Source organism: Burkholderia sp. IO2 (assembly GCF_029522185.1).
Taxonomy (GTDB): Bacteria; Pseudomonadota; Gammaproteobacteria; order Burkholderiales; family Burkholderiaceae; genus Burkholderia; species Burkholderia cenocepacia.
Map to the genome: position 1 here is coordinate 44,229 of NZ_JAKWFH010000007.1, position 16,640 is coordinate 60,868.

Sequence of the window (16,640 nt, forward strand, 5' to 3'; positions counted from 1 at the left end):
ATGTGAATGTCCTCGTGTGCTTCAGAAATAACCTTGCTTCTTGCGCTGTTCCATCGCGGCTTCGGAGGCCTGATCGTCCATCCGGGTCGCGCCGCGCTCGGTGATCTCGGTCACCGCCGTCTCGGCGATGATCTTCTCGACGTCGTCCGCGTCGCTCTCGACCGGGCACGTGCAGCTGATGTCGCCGACCGTGCGGAAGCGCACCTGCGCCAGCTCGCTCGTCTCGCCGTCACGCATCGGCGTGAGCGGCGTGACCGGCACGAGCAGCCCGTTGCGGCGCACGATCTCGCGCTGGTGCGCGTAGTAGATCGACGGCAATTCGAGGTTTTCGCGCGCGATGTACTGCCACACGTCGAGCTCGGTCCAGTTCGAGATCGGGAACACGCGCAGGTGCTCGCCCTTGTGCAGGCGGGCGTTGTACAGGCTCCACAGCTCCGGGCGCTGCGCCTTCGGGTCCCACTGGCCGAATTCGTCACGGAACGAGAAGATGCGCTCCTTCGCGCGCGCCTTCTCTTCGTCGCGGCGCGCGCCGCCGATCAGCGCCGTGTAACCGTGCTGCTCGATCGTTTCCAGCAGCGTGACGGCCTGCGCGGCGTTGCGCGAATCGGTTTCGCGGCGCAGCACGACCGTGCCGCGCTTGATCGAATCCTCGACATGGCCGACCACCAGCTCGGCGCCGAGCTCTTGCGCACGACGGTCGCGGAAGTCGATCACTTCCTCGTAGTTGTGGCCCGTGTCGATGTGCACGAGCGGGAACGGCAGCGTCGTCTTGCGGTTCGCGCCGAGGCCGAACGCTTTCAGCGCGAGGTGCAGCACGACGACCGAGTCCTTGCCGCCCGAGAACAGCAGTGCCGGCTTGCTGCATTCGGCAACCAGTTCGCGCAGGATGTGGATCGACTCGGCTTCGAGCCAGTCGAGGTGGCCCATGCGGCTGTCGGCGCCGGTGGGCGGGGCAAAGGCGGATTGCTCGAGCGTCGTGCTCATGATTTCAGTCCTTCTCTTCTGGGTTCGTGCCGCCCGCTGTCGCGGGCGACGCAATATTCAGTTTCTTGTCGGCTTTCAGTGCGCGGCGCCGGCTTCGGCATTCGCGGGAATCGGCGTGATCGTCGTGACGTGCAGCCCGCATTCCTTCGTGTCGCGCGACTCCCACCACCAGCGGCCCGCGCGGCTGTCCTCGCCGGGGCGGATCGCACGCGTACACGGCTCGCAGCCGATGCTCGGGTAGCCGCGCGCATGCAGCGGATTGACCGGCACGTCAAACGCCTTAAGGTACGCCCACACGTCGGCTTCCGTCCAGTCGGCGAGCGGGTTGTACTTCGCGATCCCGCGCGCTTCGTCCTGTTCTTCCTCGTGCAGCTCCGCGCGCGTGACCGACTGCTCGCGGCGCTGGCCCGTCACCCACGCGCCGACGTCGGCCAGCGCACGGTTCAGCGGCTCGACCTTGCGGATGTGGCAGCACGACTTGCGCAGCTCGACGCTCTCGTAGAACGCATTCAGGCCGTGCTCGGCAACGTACCGGTCGACCGCGTCCTGCTGCGGATGGAACTGCTCGATCTCGTAGCCGTAGCGCTCGCGCACCCGGTCGATCATGCCGAGCGTTTCCGCGTGCAGGCGGCCCGTGTTCAGCGAGAAGATGCCGATCGGCACGCCCTTCGACAGGATCGCGTGGGTGAGCAGCATGTCTTCCGCGGCGAGGCTGCTCGCGAACTTCACCTTGTCGTGACGCTCGCCGATCTGCGCGAGCAGCGCGTCGAGGCGCTCGACCTTCGCGGCGAGTTCCGGCGTCAGCGCGGTGGCGGTCGCGGTGCTCATGCGCTCACCTTGGCGTCGGGCGCAGCCTCGCGGCGGCGGAACAGCGGCGCCGGCTCGTCGAATGCGCCCTGGTAACGCTGCGTGAATTCGGTGAACGCATTCAGCGCGTCGTGGATGTCCTTGTCGGCACGCACCGCGAACGCGTCGAAGCCGCAACGCGACATGTACAGCAACTGGTCGCGCAGCACGTCGCCGATCGCGCGCAGCTCGCCGGTCCAGCCATGACGCTCGCGCAGCAGGCGCGCGATGCTGTAGCCGCGGCCGTCCGCGAAGCGCGGGAAGTCGACGGCGATCAGCGAGATCGCGCCGAAGTCGGCCACGAGATCGGCCGGCTCGCTGTCCGGCGCGAGCCACACGCCGAGTTCGTCCTTCGTCTTCGCGGCGACGAGCGCCGCACGCTCGGCCTGCCACAACGCGAACGGCACCAGCACCTTGCCGGCCGGCAACGCGTCGACCGCGGGCAGTGCACCGTCTTCCGCCGCGCGCACGACCTGCCATGCATCGTCGATCACTGCGCGGTTCTTGATAATCGAAGCCATCTGCAAATTCCTTCTACCCGGTTGGTTACGCGTTCACTGCCTGGCGCGCCGCATACACGCGCTCCTTGAACGGCGCGATGCCGATGCGGTCGTACGTGTCGACGAAGCGCTCGCCGTCGAGGCGCGCCTCGACGAACGTATCGATCAGCTTCGCGATCACGTCGGGCACTTCCTCGGCCGAGAACGACGGCCCGATCACGCGGCCGAGGCACGCGCCGTTCTGGCCCGTGCCCTGCTCGCCGCCGAGCGACACCTGGTACCACTCGGCGCCGTCCTTGTCGACGCCGAGGATGCCGATGTTGCCGACGTGGTGGTGACCGCACGAGTTCATGCAACCGGAAATGTTCAGCGACAGTTCGCCGAGGTCGTACACGTAGTCGAGATCGTCGAAACGCTGCTGGATCGCCAGCGCGATCGGGATCGACTTCGCGTTCGCGAGCGAGCAGAAGTCGCCGCCCGGGCACGCGATGATGTCGGTCAGCAGGCCGATGTTCGGCGTCGCGAAACCGGCCGCCTTCGCCTTTTCCCACAGCGCGAACAGGTCGCGCTTCTTCACGTTCGCGAGAATCAGGTTCTGCTCGTGCGACACGCGCAGCTCGCCGTACGAGTACGCGTCGGCCCAGTCGGCGACCAGATCCATCTGCGCGTCGGTCGCATCGCCCGGCGCCACGCGGTGATCCTTCAGCGACAGCGTGACGGCTGCGTAACCGGGCACCTTGTGCGGCGCGACGTTACGCTCGACCCAGCGCGCGAACGCCTTGTTCTCGAGCAGGTGCTGTTCGAACGACGCGTCGGTGTCGGCCAGCTTCTCGTAGACCGGCGGCTTGAAGTACTGCGACACGCGATCGAGCTCGGCCTGCGTGAGCGTCGACGGGCCGTCCTTCAGGTGCTGCCATTCTTCCTCGACCTGCTGCGCGAACTTCGCCGGCGACAGCGCCTTCACGAGGATCTTGATCCGCGCCTTGTACAGGTTGTCGCGGCGGCCGTAACGGTTGTACACGCGCAGCACGGCTTCGCAGTACGTGAGCAGGTGCTGCCACGGCAGGTCTTCCTTGATCACCGCGCCGATGATCGGCGTACGGCCGAGGCCGCCGCCCGCGAGGATGCTCGCGACCACTTCGCCCTGCGCGTTCTTCTTCAGGTACACGCCGAGGTCGTGGATCTGCACGGCCGCACGGTCACGCTTCGAGCCCGACACCGCGATCTTGAACTTGCGCGGCAGCCACGCGAATTCGGGGTGGAACGTCGACCACTGGCGCAGGATCTCGGCCCACGGGCGCGGATCGATCTCTTCGTCCTGCGCGACGCCGGCGAACTGGTCGGCCGTGATGTTGCGGATGCAGTTGCCCGACGTCTGGATCGCGTGCATCTGCACCGACGCGAGCTTCGCGAGGATCTCGGGCGTCTCTTCGAGCTGCACCCAGTTGAACTGGATGTTCGAGCGCGTCGAGAAATGGCCGTAGCCGCGGTCGTGTTCGCGGGCGATGCGCGCCAGCATCCGGAGCTGGTCGCTGCGCAGGTTGCCGTACGGAATCGCGATGCGGTGCATGTACGCGTGGCGCTGCATGTACAGGCCGTTCTGCAGACGCAGCGGACGGAATTCGTCTTCGCTCAACTCGCCCGACAGCCGGCGGCGCACCTGATCGCGGTACTGCGCGACTCGCTCGTCGACGATCGTCTGGTCGTATTGGTCGTACTGATACATTCGGGGACCCCAGGGTTTTCGTGGTGACCGCGCGACGTCCTAGCCACGTCGCGCCCGAATCTCCGTTCCGCCGCACCGCCGCATCCGCTGCCGGCTGGATTGCTAATGACGAAAACAGATATCCATATTTGAAAAACTCCGGTGAATCGTAATAAACTCGCCTTATATTTCAAACGACTAAAAAATTCTGTTGATATGCGGAAGGGTTATAAATGAACCTGCACCAATTTCGCTTCGTGCGCGAGGCCGTCCGGCAGAATTTCAACCTCACCGAGGCCGCCAAGGCGCTCTACACGTCGCAACCGGGGGTATCGAAGGCGATCATCGAGCTCGAGGACGAGCTGGGCGTCGAGATCTTCACGCGGCACGGCAAGCGCGTGCGCTCGCTCACCGAGCCGGGCCGGATCATCCTCGCGTCGGTCGAGCGGATTCTTCAGGAGGTTGAAAGCCTCAAAAGGGTCGGGAAGGATTATGCTGCGCAGGACCAGGGCAACCTGACCATCGCGGCGACCCACACGCAGGCCCGCTACTCGCTGCCGGCCGCGATCGCCGAGTTCAAGAAGCGCTTCCCGAAGGTGCACCTGTCGATCCTGCAAGGCAGCCCGACGCAGGTGGCCGAGATGGTGATCCACGACCAGGCCGATCTCGCGATCGCGACCGAGGCGATCTCCGACTACAAGGAACTCGTGTCGCTGCCCTGCTTCCAGTGGCACCACGCGGCCGTCGTGCCGGCCGACCACCCGCTGCTCGAACGCAAGCCGGTCACGCTGGACGATCTCGCGCAGTACCCGCTGATCACGTACGACGACGCGTTCGCGGGCCGCAAGAAGATCAACCATGCGTTCGCGCTGCGCGGGCTGTCGCCGGACATCGTGCTCGAGGCGATCGACGCCGACGTGATCAAGACCTATGTCGAGCTCGGCCTCGGCGTCGGCATCATGGCCGACATCGCGTTCAACCCCGAGCGCGACCGCGGCCTGCGGCTGATTCCGGTCGGCCACCTGTTCGGCAGCAACGTGACGCGCGTCGCGCTCAAGCAGGGCGCCTACCTGCGCAGCTATGTGTATACGCTCGTCGAACTGCTGTCGCCGACACTGAACCGCAAGCTGATCGAGCAGGCGCTCAAGGGCGAAGCCGAATCGTACGAGCTTTGACGGACAGGTATGAACACGGGGGCGCGCATTGCGCCCCTTTTCGTTGCCCGACGGAGATGGAGATTCCCGCATGACGCTTCCCGCCCTGTTGCGCCGCACCCGCCTCGCCACCGGCGCCGCCCTCGTGCTGGCCTGCGCGGCCGCGCATGCCGACCTGAAGGTCGGCGTCGACCTGTCGTCGACCGGCCCGGCCGCCGCGATCGGCATCACGAGCAAGAACGCGATCCTGATGTGGCCAAAGACGATTGCCGGACAGCCCGTGCAAGTCACGGTGCTCGACGACGCATCCGACCCGGGCGCCGCGGTGCGCAACATCCGCAAGCTGGTCGACGAGGATCACGTCGACGTCGTGGTCGGCCCGAACATCACGCCGGCCGCGCTCGCAGCGCTCGACGCGGTGGCCGCCGCGCAGACGCCAATGATCACGCTGGTCGGCTCCGGCTCGATCGTCGAGCCGCAGGAAGGCGCGCGGACCTGGGCGTTCAAGATGGCGCAGAGTGACCGCGCGATGGCCGACGTGATGACGCGCTACATGGCCAACCACGGCGTGAAGACGGTCGGCTTCATCGGCTTCGCGGACAGCTACGGCGACAGCTGGCTCAACGAATTCACGCGCTTCGCGGACCTGCGCAAGATCCGCGTGATCGCGACCGAGCGCTTCAACCGCACCGACGCGAGCGTCACGGGCCAGGCACTGAAGCTGATCGCGGCGAAGCCCGACGCGATCCTGATCGCCGGCGCGGGCACGCCGACCGTGCTGCCGCAGCGCACGCTGATCGAGCGCGGCTACAAGGGGCCGATCTACCAGACGCACGGGATCGCGACGCCGGAATTCATCAAGCTCGGCGGCAAGGACGTCGACGGGACGCTGTTCCCGACCCAGCCGGTGGTCGTCGCGCGCACGCTGCCGGCCGACCACCCGGCCCGCCAGGCCGCGCTCGCGTTCGTCGATGCGTACGACGCGAAGTACGGCGCCGGCACCGTCACGCAGTTCGCGGGCGATGCGGCGGGCGTGTACCCGCGCCTCGCCGACGCGGTCGGCCGCGCGCTGAAAGCCGCGCAGCCCGGCACGCCGGCGTTTCGCGCGGCGCTTCGCCGCGAGCTGGAACGCGCGCATGAGCTGGTCGTACCGAACGGCGTCGTCAACACGAGCGACAAGGATCATGTGGGGCTCGATCAGCGTGCGAGCGTGATGGGGATCGTGAAACAGGGCCGGTTCGTGTACCTGAGCCAGTAATGTGCGTGCCGGGCATCGGCACAGCTTGCCCGGCATCCGGATTTCCGCCATAATCCGCGTTTCGCCGCGCACCACCGCATGCGCGGCCAGGATCAAGCCCAGGTGGTGAAATTGGTAGACGCAGGGGACTCAAAATCCCCCGCCGCAAGGCGTGCCGGTTCGATTCCGGCCCTGGGCACCAGTATTTCGCAGCGTCACGCGCTGCATCTGTCGAAACCCGCGCAAGCTGCCGCTTCGCGGGTTTTTTATTTTTGCCGCGCGTTCCGCCCCGCACCGCGACCGACGGTGGCCTGCCGCCGATCTCCCTCCCCCGATACGCTCAGACCGTCAACTCGCGAACGAAGTCGAGAAACACCCGCACCTTCGCGGCCACGAGGTTCGACGCGTGGTGATACGCGTAGAGCGGAAATGTCTCGTCCGTCCACTCCGGCAGCAGCAGGACCAGTTTCCCGTCGGCAACGATGTCCCGCGCGTAGAGTTCCAGCAATTGCGCGATGCCCGCGCCGCCGACGCACGCGCCGAGCAGGCCGCCCGTATCGTTGACCATCAATCGTCCACCGGCATCGAACGGCACGACTTCCTTGCCCCGATGAAATTCCCATTCGTACGGCCGCCCCGTTACCGGGTCGCGGATCAGCACGCATCGGTGACCGTCCGCGAGATCGCGCGGATGACGCGGTTCGCCATGACGCGCGACATAGGCCGCCGATGCGCAGGTCAGCACGCGCGTCTCGAGCAGTAGCCGCGCACGGTATGACGACGGCTCGGGCACGCCGAAGCGCACCGCCACGTCGAATCCGTCGGCGACGAGGTCGCCCATCCGGTCGCGCACGCTGATCTCGACGGACAGGTCGGGAAAGCGGTCGAGAAACTCCGCCATCCTCGGCGCCAGCACGTAGTGGCCGAACGTGCCGTCCACGTTGACCCGCAGCCGCCCCCTGACGCGTGCCTTCGATCGGCCGGCGTCGATCGCCGCGTCCTCGATGCCGGCCAGCAGCGGCGCGACCGCCTCGTAGAAGCGCCGCCCTTCGTCGGTCAACGTGATCGCGCGCGCCGTCCGGTTGAAGATCCGGATGCCGACCCGCTCTTCCAGCCGCGCGACGGCACGGCTCACCGCCGGCTGCGTCAGGCCCATCGCCTCCCCGGCACGCGCGAAGGTGCCCGCCTCGATCACCGCCGAGAGCACGCCGATTCCGCTCAGAAGCCTGCTGTCGAATGCCATAAGACATACTTTCAGTCATGTATTAACTGAGCATTATTCATTATTTTTATTGATCGCAGAAGCCTACATTTGTCCCTGTCGCCGGATCGAACGGCATTCATCCATTCACCAGGAGCAGGACATGAACACATCGGAACAGGTCGCCCTCGTCACGGGTTCGTCGCGCGGCATCGGCGCGGAAATCGCCCGCCAACTCGCCCGGGACGGCTTCCGGGTCGTCGTCAACTATGCCGGCAGCGCCGGCCCGGCCCGCGAAGTGGTCGACGCGATCGTGGCCGACGGCGGCCATGCCGTCGCGGTGCAGGCGAACGTCGCCGACCCGGCGGCCGTGGCCGCGCTGTTCGATGCCGCCCGCGACGCATTCGGCAGTCTGGATGTGGTGGTCAATTCCGCGGGTGTGATGAAGCTCGCGACCATCGCCGACTGCGACGATGCGCTCTTCGACGAAACGTTCGCCATCAACGTGAAGGGCACCTTCAACGTCTGCCGCGAAGCGGCAAAGCGGGTGCGCGACGGCGGACGCATCATCAACCTGTCGACCAGCGTGATCGGCATGCGCATGCCGACTTACGGCGTGTACGTCGCCAGCAAGGCAGCGGTCGAAAGCCTCACGCAAGTGCTCGCGCAGGAAATGCGCGGGCGCGGCGTCCGCGTGAATGCCGTCGCGCCGGGACCGGTCGCGACCGAGTTGTTCCTGCAGGGCAAGAGCCCGGAACTCGTCGACCGGCTCGCGAAGCTGAACCCGCTCGAGCGGCTCGGCCAGCCCGACGACATCGCGCGCGTCGTCGCGTTCCTCGCCGGCCCGGACGGTGCGTGGATCAACGGCCAGATCCTGCGCGCCAACGGCGGCATGTGCTGACGGCCGCTCGCTGCCACCCTATCTTTCCGCCAGGAGATCGCTCATGAAGGAAGTCGTCCTCGTCACCGGCGCGTCCAGCGGCTTCGGCTTGCTGACGGCCCAGGCGCTCGCCCGCGCCGGTCACACGGTCTACGCGTCGATGCGCGAGAGCGCCGGGCGCAATGCGCCGCGCGCCGCCGCCGTCGCGGCCTATGCGCAAGAACACGGCGTCGACCTGCGCAGCCTCGAACTCGACGTCGGCGACGATGCGTCGGTCGACGCCGCCATCGAGCGCGTGATCGCCGACCACGGCCGTCTGGACGTCGTCGTCCACAACGCCGGCCACATGGTGTTCGGGCCGGCCGAAGCGTTCACGCCCGAACAGCTTGCGCAGCTTTACGACGTCAATGTCGTGTCGACCCAGCGCGTAAACCGCGCGGCGCTGCCGCACCTGCGCGGCCAGCGCCGCGGCCTGCTCGTCTGGGTATCGTCCTCGTCGGCGCGCGGCGGCACCCCGCCGTTCCTCGCGCCCTACTTCGCCGCAAAGGCCGCGATGGATTCGCTCGCCGTGTCCTACGCCGCCGAACTCGCCCGCTGGGGCATCGAAACGTCGATCGTCGTGCCGGGCGCGTTCACCCGGGGCACGAATCACTTCCTGCATGCGGGCAAGCCGGCCGATACCGCCGTGCAGGCCGCCTACGACAGCGGGCCGTACGCGGGGGTCGCCGATCAGGCGTTGCGGGGCCTCGCCGCGCTCGAACCGGCGGACGCCGACGCGGGCGCCGTCGCCACGGCGATTGCCGAGCTCGTCGCGGCGCCGGCCGGCAAGCGCCCATACCGCGTGTTCGTCGATCCGTCGCAGGACGGCGCCGAGGAAGTGTTCCGCGTCGGCGATCGCATCCGCCGCGAGATGTTCAGGAACATCGGGCTCGCCGACCTGCTCGCGCCGCGCGCCGGCGGTTGATCCTTCGCGCGCCGGGCCGGCCGGCGCGCGTCACCCGCGCCCGCAGAACCGGAGAATCGCGTCCGCGACCGCCGCCGCGGATTCACGCTGCGGGAAGTGCCCGATTCCGTCGAGCACCTGCCGCTCGTAGCGCCCGGAGAAGAACCGCTCGCGCCCGGCCGAGCTGTCCGGATGATTGCAGGTGTCCGCGCCGCCGTGCAGCACGAGCGTCGGCACCGCCAGCACGGGCGCCGGGTTCAGCCGCGCGTCGTCGTCGGCATAGGCCGGCGTGCCCGGCGCGAAGCCCCAGCGCTGCCGGTACGAATGCAGCACGACGTCGATCCAGTCGGGTCCGTCGAACGCAACGGCCGCCGCGTCGAAATCGCCGTCGCGATACCAGCCCGGCGGCGACCACGTATCCCACATCAGGCGCGCGAACGCACGGCGGTCGTCGCGCAGCGCCTGCTCGCCGCGCGGCGTCGCCATGAACCAGTGATACCAGTAGTTGCGCGCCTGCTGCAGCGACAGCGGCTGAGCGGGATCGTTGGTGCCGTACCCGACCGACAGCATCACGAGCTGCGACGCGACACCGTCGCGCAACCCGCACGCGTTCGCGGCCGCGCGAGCGCCCCAGTCGTGCCCGACCAGCAGCGGCCGCTCGATGCCGAGCGCATCGACGAATTCGAGCAGGTCGCGCCCGAGCGCCGCGAGCTGGCCGCTGCGCGGCACGGACGCGTCGCGAAAGCGCGTCGGCGCGAAGCCGCGCAACGCGGGCGCGAGCACGCGGTAGCCGCGTGCGGCGAGCGCCGCGGCCACCGCTTCCCAGCCGACCGGGCTGTCCGGCCAGCCGTGCAGCAGCACGGCCGCGCGTTCGCCGCGCGGGTTCCATTCCAGATAGGCAATATCGAGCGACGCGGTGGCCGCATGCGCATAGGTCGTCATCGTGTACTCCGTGAGGTCAGCCTGAACCTACGATGGTAGGCCGGTCTTTCATCACGATTCACGGAGTATCATGATTCATTCCTCATATTTCGCGTCGAATCGATCCATGGAACCGCCGACCGATCCCGCGTCGACCGCGCTCGACATCGCACTGCTGCGCACCTTTCTCGAAGTCGTCGACCGCCGCGGGTTCGCGCCGGCCGCCGAGCGCCTTGCGCTGACGCCGTCCGCCGTCAGCGGCCACATCAAGCGGCTCGAACAGGCCGCCGGCACCGTGCTGCTGGCGCGCACGACGCGCCGTATCGCGCTCACGCCGGCCGGCGACACGCTGTACGCCTACGCGCGCAACATCGTCGACATGGAGCGGGAGGTGCGCGCGCGGCTGCGCGGCGCGCCGGCGCACGGACCGTTGCGGGTGGGCGCGTCGGAGGACTTCGCCGGCGCGTGGCTGCCGCACGTGTTGCGCACGTTCCGCGACCGCCACCCGCACACGTCGATCGAGCTGAAGGTCGGGATCACCGCGTCGCTGCTGCGCGAGCAGATGCTCGGCCGGCTCGACGTCGTATTCGGCAAGCAGTGCCGGCAGGTCGACGCGCCGGGCGAGCTGCTGTGGGAAGAGCCGCTCGTGTGGGCGTTCGCAGCGGACCGCCCGCTCGACGCAGGCGGCGAAGTGCCGCTCGCGCTGTTTCCGCAGCCGTGCGTCTATCGGGAAGCCGCCGTCGCGGCGCTCGCCGCCGCGCTGCGGCCGTTTCGCGTACTGTTCGAAAGCGGCAGCATGGCCGGTTGCGTGTCGGCCGCGCTCGCCGGCTTCGCGGTCACCGCGCTGGCGCGCAGCCAGCTGCGCGACGGCTTGCGCGAATGCGGGCCGCAGGACGGCTTGCCGGCGCTGCCGGCCGCGCGCTTCCATGCGTTCGCGGCGAAACCGGACGGCCCCGGCGCGGCGTTGATCGAGGCCGTGCGGGACATCGGGCGCGACCGGCGGTTCGCCACGCAGCCCGACTGAAGAGCCGCGCGCGCCGGCCTGCCGGTCAGTCGCCGTCCGAACTCGCTGCTTCGCCGGTCCCCGTCAGCGCATCGGCCATCAGTTCCCCGAACCATTCGATGAACGCATTGAGCCGCCTCGACCGGTGCCGGCGGTGCGGATACACGGCCGACACGTCCATCGGCTCGGCGCGATGGCCGGGCATCACGTCGACGAGCGCGCCGCTTGCCAGCAGATGCTCGACGTCGAAGCGCGGAATCTGGATCAGCCCCATGCCCGCGATGCAGCTGGCGATATAGGTTTCGGCGTTGTTGACGATCACGCGGCTCGGCAGCGTCAGCACGCGCCGCTGCCCGTCCGCGCAGTATTCCCAGCCGAGTTCGCGCCCCGTCGTCGGCGACGCATAGCCGATCGCCCAGTGCCCGTGCGCGAGCGCGTCCGGATGCTCGGGCACGCCGCACTCGCGCAGGTAGTCGGGGCTCGCGCAGTTGATCAGCGTGAACTGCCCGAGCGGCCGCACGACGAGGCTGCTGTCCGCGAGCCGCCCGACGCGAATCGCGCAATCGACGCCCTCCTGCACGAGGTCGATCGAGCGGTCCGTGGAGCCGAGCGACAGCTGCAGCTTCGGATAGCGGCGAAACAGCGACGGCAGCGCGGGCGCCACGACGCGCCGCGCGATCCGGCTCGGCACGTCGACGTTCAGCCGCCCGACCACGTCGTGGTCGCGGCGCCGAAACAGGCGGTCGAGTTCATCGGCCTCCGCGAGCAGGCGCCGACCGCGCTCCAGCAGCAGCGCGCCGTCGGCAGTCAATTGCACCTGGCGCGTCGTACGGTGCAACAGACGCGTGCCGAGCGCCGTCTCCAGTTGCTGGACGGCCGCCGACACGGTCGCGCGCGGCGCGTCGAGCGCATGCGCGGCCTTGATGAAGCTGCCCATCTCGGCAACCTGCAGGAAGATCCTGACCTGATCCAGCTTGTCCATCGGCGGGAAACCCGGGTTCGAACGACGGTCACCGCCGGCCGCCGCGCATCGCGACCGGCTTCGGCGGCACAGAGAAAACGGGCGCGCGGCCTCGTGGCTGCGCGCCCGTCCATTGTCCACGCAAACGCGCCAGTGCGGTGCGCCGCGCGGCCCGCGAGCGGCCCGGTTACTTGGTCGTGTAGCCGCCGTTGATCAGGATCGTCTGGCCGGTGATCCACCAGCCGTCGGTCACCAGATGGCGGATGAACGGGACGACGTCCTCGATGTCGGTCAGCCCCGTCTTGCTGAACGGCGACAGCGCGGCGGCCGTCTTGTGATACGCGACCGCGTCGGCGCCTTCGGCCGGATAGAAGAACGGCGTGTCCATCGGGCCCGGCCCGACGGCCGTCACCGAGATCCCGCGCGCGCCGTACTCCTTCGACGCCGCGCGCGTGAAGTGCTCGACCGGCGCCTTCGACCCTTCGTACGCCGCGTAGAACGGCGTGAACGCGCCGAGCAGCGACGTCACGAGCGTGACGAGCTTGCCGTGATCCTCGAGATGCCGGCCTGCTTCCTTGATGAAGAAGAACGCCGACTTGCTGTTGACCGCGAACATCTCGTCGTACTCGGCCTCGCTGATCTCGGTGAACGGCTTCTTCAGCACCTTGCCGACCGTGTTGATCGCGATGTCGATCTTGCCGAAGCGCTGCTTCGCGTCGTCGAACAGCTTCTCGACCGCGGCGGCCGTCGTCAGGTCCGCCTGGAACGTCGCGGCCTCCGCGCCGGCCGCACGGACCGCCGCGGCGGTCTCCTCGGCCTGCGCCTGCGATGCCGCGCTGTTGTAGTGAATCGCCACCGCCTTCGCGCCGTGGCCCGCCAGGTCCCGGGCGATCAGGCCACCGAGATTCTTTGCCCCGCCTGCGATCAGGACGACCTTGTCTGCGAGCGTATGAGTTGCCACGGTTGACTCCTTTTTTCGTTGGACGAAGCTAGGAGTGTAGGCATCCGCGCCCGCTCGATCAGCCGGCTGCGGCTGGATGGATTATCCAGAAAACCGATCCAATCCGAGCCGCGCAATGTGGCGTGCCGCACCGACGGCGGCGCCGGATTCCGGCATGCCAATGCGCGAGCGCCGGCCGACTCAGCGCGCGTACAGCGCCGCGTCGATCTTGCCGAGCAGCCACTGCATGCCGGACAGGTGCTGCTGATCGTGGCTGCACAGGTAATGGACCAGCCCGCGCACGGTCAGCGAACCGTAGCCGTCGAACTCGCCGGTACGCGCGAACTGTTCGGGCGTGAGGCGCGACAGCAGCGCCAGCGTCTCGCGTCGTGCGTCGCGAATCGCCGCGAGCACGTCGGACGCATACGCGTCGTCGTAGCGCCGCTCGATCGCGAGTGCGTCGCCGTCGAGCGAGACCAGCAGCGGCCGGTCTTCGTCGAGCATGCGTCGCAGCCGTACGTGATAGCCGTCGATCTCGATGTCGCGCACATGGCAGAGTTGCCCGAGCGGCGAGAAATGCTCGCTCGGCATGCCGGACCAGTCGTCGGGGGTCCAGCGCGCATAGCCGTCGGGCACGGCCGCGAAATGCGCTTCGAGCTGACGGGGAAAATCGGCGAGTGCGTCGAGCGTCGTCGGATTCATGCGGGAGACTCCCTGTCGGATAAAGGCGGGCGGCAACCCTGGCACGGACCTGCCGCCGCCGTTGCGTCACTTCACGCTGAAGCCGTACGCGCCCTGCGTGCGATGCCCGTCGGTCGCGACGGCCACCCACTTCACCGTGTACGCGCCCGTACCGGGCGCCGCGAGCGGCACCGTCATCCGCTTGCGGTTCGACGCGTCGATGCGCGCGCGGCCGTCCGACACCGTCTTGCCGGCGCCGTCGACAACGACGATCGAGCTGAATGCCGGCTCCAGCGGCTCGGTGAAGTCGATCGTGACGGCGGCCGGTGCGGCAGCCAGCGCCGCGCCCGCCACCGGGTCGCTGTGCGCGAGATGCGCGTGCGCGAACGCGGCCGACGAAACGGTCGCGGCCACGATGACGGCGGCAACGTGTCGGCCGACCGGGAACGAATCGAAAGGCATGGACTTTCCGTGAAGAATGAACGGGGCGCCGCGCACCGCGCAGCGTTCCGGCAGCTTACCAGCGCACGCGCGTTCATGCCGGCCGGGCGCCGGTGCTTGATAGAATGCGCGCGCTATGGATCTCGAAAGCATTCTCTACACCCAGGGCTTCGGCTCGCGTCGCCAGTGCCGCGGCCTGATCGAAACCGGCCGCGTCGCCGTCGCGGGCGCCGCCGCGACCGACCCGGACGCCGCGTTCGACACCGACGGCCTCGTGTTCTCGGTCGATGACGCGGCATGGCCGTTCCATGCGCGTGCGTATCTCGCGCTCAACAAGCCGGCCGGCTACGAGTGTTCGCGCGATCCGCAGCACCATGCGAGCGTGTTCAGCCTGCTGCCCGCGCCGCTCGTCGCGCGCGGCGTGCAGTGCGTCGGCCGGCTCGACCAGGACACGACCGGCCTGCTGCTGCTGTCCGACGACGGCCAGTTCGTGCACGCGTACACGTCGCCGAAGCGCAAGGTGCCGAAGACCTACGTCGCGACCGTGCGCCACCCGCTCGATGACACGCAACTGCACGCGCTGCGCACCGGCGTGCAACTGCACGGCGAGCCGAAGCCGATCGCGGCCGTCGCGGCCGACGCCCGCGCCCCGCACGCGCTCGCGCTGACCGTCCTCGAAGGCAAGTACCACCAGGTCAAGCGGATGGTCGCCGCGGCGAGCAACCGCGTCGAATTGCTGCATCGCGAAAGCATCGGCGGCTTCACGCTGCCGGCCGACCTCGCGCCCGGCGCATGGCGCTGGCTCGACGAAGCCGACCTTGCCGCACTGCGCAATCCCGTCAAAACCCTGTAAGGGAAAATCCGCACGACCGTTCGGTGTCCGGCCGCCTCTTTGCCGCAGGTTCCCCCGCTATACTGAAATCACAAGCTGCAAGAGCAGCGATGCAGGGGGGACATCATGAACATCGACCATTCTTTCGAACTGTCGTCCGTGATGATCGCGTTCGCGGTCATCGGCGTCATCGTGATCGGCGGCCTGCTGGCCGCGATGCATCTGAAGCACAAATATCACCCGAACCTGATCGGCGCGCTGATCGGTGCGCTGCTGTGCTTCCTGCTGATCGAGGCGTTACCGGCGCTCACCTGACGCGCTGCCCGGCGCGAGCGTTTGAAGGAAATCGTCTACGGTCGGATAGCGCAACGTCACGCACAATTCGGCCTTGAGCCGTGCGTTGGACAGGCGCCGCGACTCGCGCATGAACGACAGCAGCGTCGGCTCGAGCAGACGCTCGGCGTCCGCACGGCTGACGCGCGGCGGCCTCGGCAGGCCGAGCACCTGCGCGACCCGGTCGAAATACTCTCCCATCCGCAGTTCCGTGTCGTCCGACGCGTGCACGACGCGCGCCGGCTTGCCGCGCACGGCCGCACGACGCAGGATCGCCGCGAGATCGTCCGCGTGGATGTGGTTCGTGTATACGTCGTCGGCCGGCTCGAGCGCCGGCGTGCCGCGCTCGAGCCGCGCGACCGGCAGGCGGTTCGCCGCGTAGATGCCGGGGATGCGCACGATGCGCGCGGACAGCACGCCGCGCACCGTCGCCGCACGCAGTTGCCGCTCGGCCGACACGCGCCGGAACGCGCGCGGATTCGCCGGGCGCAGCGGCTGCGTTTCGTCGATGCGCGCGCCGCCGCAGTCGCCGTAGACGCCCGTCGTACTGGCGTAGACGAGCGTCGGCGCGCGAAGACCGTCGGGTACAATACGCGCTGCCCGAACGGGCGCGCCGGCCTGTCGGGCCGCGGTGCGCAGCGTTCGGAGCCGGCCGACCGCCGGGGCCGGCGGTGCCGCCGGCCGACGCGCGGGCATGGACGTTGCGGCGATCAGCGCACGCGTGCGCCGGTCGTCGCGGCCGTCGGATGGCGGCGGCGCGAGATGCAGGATCGTGCGGGCGAGGCCCGCGAGACGGCCGAGCGTCGCCGGGCGATCGAGGTCGCCGACGATCGGCGTCGCGCCCGCGGCGCGCAGTTCGTCGCGGCGGGCCGAGTGGCTCGTCAGCGCGAGGATGCGCAGATTGCGGCGCGCGTCACGCCATTGCGCGACGCAGCGCATGCCGACGTCGCCGCAGCCGACGATCAGTACGCGCGGCCGGCGCAGGATTCGTGTCGCGATCATGTTGGTTGCGAAATCAGTAGCCGCCGTTACGCGACGCGCAGCGGTTTTGCATTGTAGCTGCCGTGCGCGACATGCA

General features: G+C 68.5%; 18 protein-coding genes and 1 tRNA gene. 8 read left to right on the forward strand and 11 right to left on the reverse strand.

Features of this window, described 5'->3' with window-relative positions:
• Positions 1-21 precede the first annotated feature (21 nt).
• From cysD to MMB92_RS06160, 4 genes are all read right to left on the reverse strand, one after another.
• Positions 22-984 (reverse strand): sulfate adenylyltransferase subunit CysD, encoded by a 963-nt coding sequence (cysD, locus tag MMB92_RS06145; protein ID WP_006478076.1) that lies wholly within the window; start codon positions 982-984, stop codon positions 22-24.
• A 75-nt stretch (positions 985-1,059) separates the two neighbouring features.
• Positions 1,060-1,812, reverse strand: a complete 753-nt coding sequence (locus tag MMB92_RS06150) for a phosphoadenylyl-sulfate reductase (protein WP_006496123.1) — start codon at positions 1,810-1,812, stop codon at positions 1,060-1,062.
• Positions 1,809-2,351 (reverse strand): DUF934 domain-containing protein, encoded by a 543-nt coding sequence (locus tag MMB92_RS06155; RefSeq protein WP_006496124.1) that lies wholly within the window; start codon positions 2,349-2,351, stop codon positions 1,809-1,811. Before MMB92_RS06155 ends, MMB92_RS06150 begins: the two co-directional genes overlap by 4 nt.
• Positions 2,352-2,376: 25 nt before the next feature.
• Complete coding sequence (locus MMB92_RS06160) at positions 2,377-4,056, reverse strand: nitrite/sulfite reductase (protein WP_277562600.1); 1,680 nt, start codon at positions 4,054-4,056, stop codon at positions 2,377-2,379.
• A 212-nt stretch (positions 4,057-4,268) separates the two neighbouring features.
• Between MMB92_RS06160 and MMB92_RS06165 the strand changes: the two genes are divergently transcribed.
• The 3 genes from MMB92_RS06165 (at position 4,269) to MMB92_RS06175 (ending at position 6,628) form a co-directional block, all read left to right on the forward strand.
• Positions 4,269-5,210, forward strand: a complete 942-nt coding sequence (locus MMB92_RS06165; protein WP_006478072.1) for a CysB family HTH-type transcriptional regulator — start codon at positions 4,269-4,271, stop codon at positions 5,208-5,210.
• Between the two features lie 70 nt (positions 5,211-5,280).
• Positions 5,281-6,447 (forward strand): ABC transporter substrate-binding protein, encoded by a 1,167-nt coding sequence (locus tag MMB92_RS06170; protein WP_277562601.1) that lies wholly within the window; start codon positions 5,281-5,283, stop codon positions 6,445-6,447.
• Positions 6,448-6,543: 96 nt separating this feature from the next.
• A tRNA-Leu gene (locus MMB92_RS06175) sits at positions 6,544-6,628 on the forward strand.
• 138 nt (positions 6,629-6,766) lie between these two features.
• Here the strand turns inward: MMB92_RS06175 and MMB92_RS06180 are convergent.
• Positions 6,767-7,669, reverse strand: a complete 903-nt coding sequence (locus tag MMB92_RS06180) for a LysR family transcriptional regulator (protein WP_058901738.1) — start codon at positions 7,667-7,669, stop codon at positions 6,767-6,769.
• 121 nt (positions 7,670-7,790) lie between these two features.
• Here MMB92_RS06180 and MMB92_RS06185 point away from each other — a divergent pair, with 121 nt between their 5' ends.
• Both MMB92_RS06185 and MMB92_RS06190 read left to right on the forward strand, forming a co-directional pair.
• Positions 7,791-8,528, forward strand: a complete 738-nt coding sequence (locus MMB92_RS06185; RefSeq protein ID WP_212252373.1) for an SDR family oxidoreductase — start codon at positions 7,791-7,793, stop codon at positions 8,526-8,528.
• A gap of 43 nt (positions 8,529-8,571) precedes the next feature.
• Positions 8,572-9,471: an SDR family oxidoreductase gene (locus MMB92_RS06190; protein WP_111441812.1), complete on the forward strand. Its 900-nt coding sequence runs from the start codon at positions 8,572-8,574 to the stop codon at positions 9,469-9,471.
• Positions 9,472-9,501: 30 nt separating this feature from the next.
• Here MMB92_RS06190 and MMB92_RS06195 read toward each other — a convergent pair whose 3' ends face one another.
• Complete coding sequence (locus tag MMB92_RS06195; protein ID WP_034201447.1) at positions 9,502-10,392, reverse strand: alpha/beta hydrolase; 891 nt, start codon at positions 10,390-10,392, stop codon at positions 9,502-9,504.
• Positions 10,393-10,498: 106 nt separating this feature from the next.
• Here MMB92_RS06195 and MMB92_RS06200 point away from each other — a divergent pair, with 106 nt between their 5' ends.
• Complete coding sequence (locus MMB92_RS06200) at positions 10,499-11,395, forward strand: LysR family transcriptional regulator (RefSeq protein ID WP_034178368.1); 897 nt, start codon at positions 10,499-10,501, stop codon at positions 11,393-11,395.
• 25 nt (positions 11,396-11,420) lie between these two features.
• Here MMB92_RS06200 and MMB92_RS06205 read toward each other — a convergent pair whose 3' ends face one another.
• The 4 genes from MMB92_RS06205 to copC all read right to left on the reverse strand — a co-directional run bounded on the left by MMB92_RS06205 (position 11,421) and on the right by copC (position 14,418).
• Positions 11,421-12,356 (reverse strand): LysR family transcriptional regulator, encoded by a 936-nt coding sequence (locus MMB92_RS06205; protein ID WP_006482774.1) that lies wholly within the window; start codon positions 12,354-12,356, stop codon positions 11,421-11,423.
• A gap of 166 nt (positions 12,357-12,522) precedes the next feature.
• On the reverse strand, positions 12,523-13,296 hold the full coding sequence (locus tag MMB92_RS06210; RefSeq protein WP_006478064.1) for an SDR family oxidoreductase: 774 nt from the start codon (positions 13,294-13,296) through the stop codon (positions 12,523-12,525).
• 180 nt (positions 13,297-13,476) lie between these two features.
• Positions 13,477-13,977, reverse strand: a complete 501-nt coding sequence (locus MMB92_RS06215; protein ID WP_062884363.1) for a DinB family protein — start codon at positions 13,975-13,977, stop codon at positions 13,477-13,479.
• Between the two features lie 66 nt (positions 13,978-14,043).
• Positions 14,044-14,418, reverse strand: a complete 375-nt coding sequence (gene copC / locus MMB92_RS06220; protein WP_058901744.1) for a copper homeostasis periplasmic binding protein CopC — start codon at positions 14,416-14,418, stop codon at positions 14,044-14,046.
• A 115-nt stretch (positions 14,419-14,533) separates the two neighbouring features.
• On the opposite strand from copC, the gene MMB92_RS06225 reads away from it, so the two are divergent.
• Both MMB92_RS06225 and MMB92_RS06230 read left to right on the forward strand, forming a co-directional pair.
• Positions 14,534-15,250 (forward strand): 16S rRNA pseudouridine(516) synthase, encoded by a 717-nt coding sequence (locus MMB92_RS06225; RefSeq protein ID WP_062884362.1) that lies wholly within the window; start codon positions 14,534-14,536, stop codon positions 15,248-15,250.
• A gap of 105 nt (positions 15,251-15,355) precedes the next feature.
• Positions 15,356-15,544, forward strand: a complete 189-nt coding sequence (locus MMB92_RS06230; protein ID WP_006496133.1) for a hypothetical protein — start codon at positions 15,356-15,358, stop codon at positions 15,542-15,544.
• On the opposite strand, the gene MMB92_RS06235 is transcribed toward MMB92_RS06230, so the two are convergent.
• Positions 15,527-16,564, reverse strand: a complete 1,038-nt coding sequence (locus tag MMB92_RS06235; protein ID WP_258250206.1) for an NAD-dependent epimerase/dehydratase family protein — start codon at positions 16,562-16,564, stop codon at positions 15,527-15,529. The two genes, MMB92_RS06230 and MMB92_RS06235, sit on opposite strands and share 18 nt — an antisense overlap.
• Between the last annotated feature and the right edge of the window lie 76 nt (positions 16,565-16,640).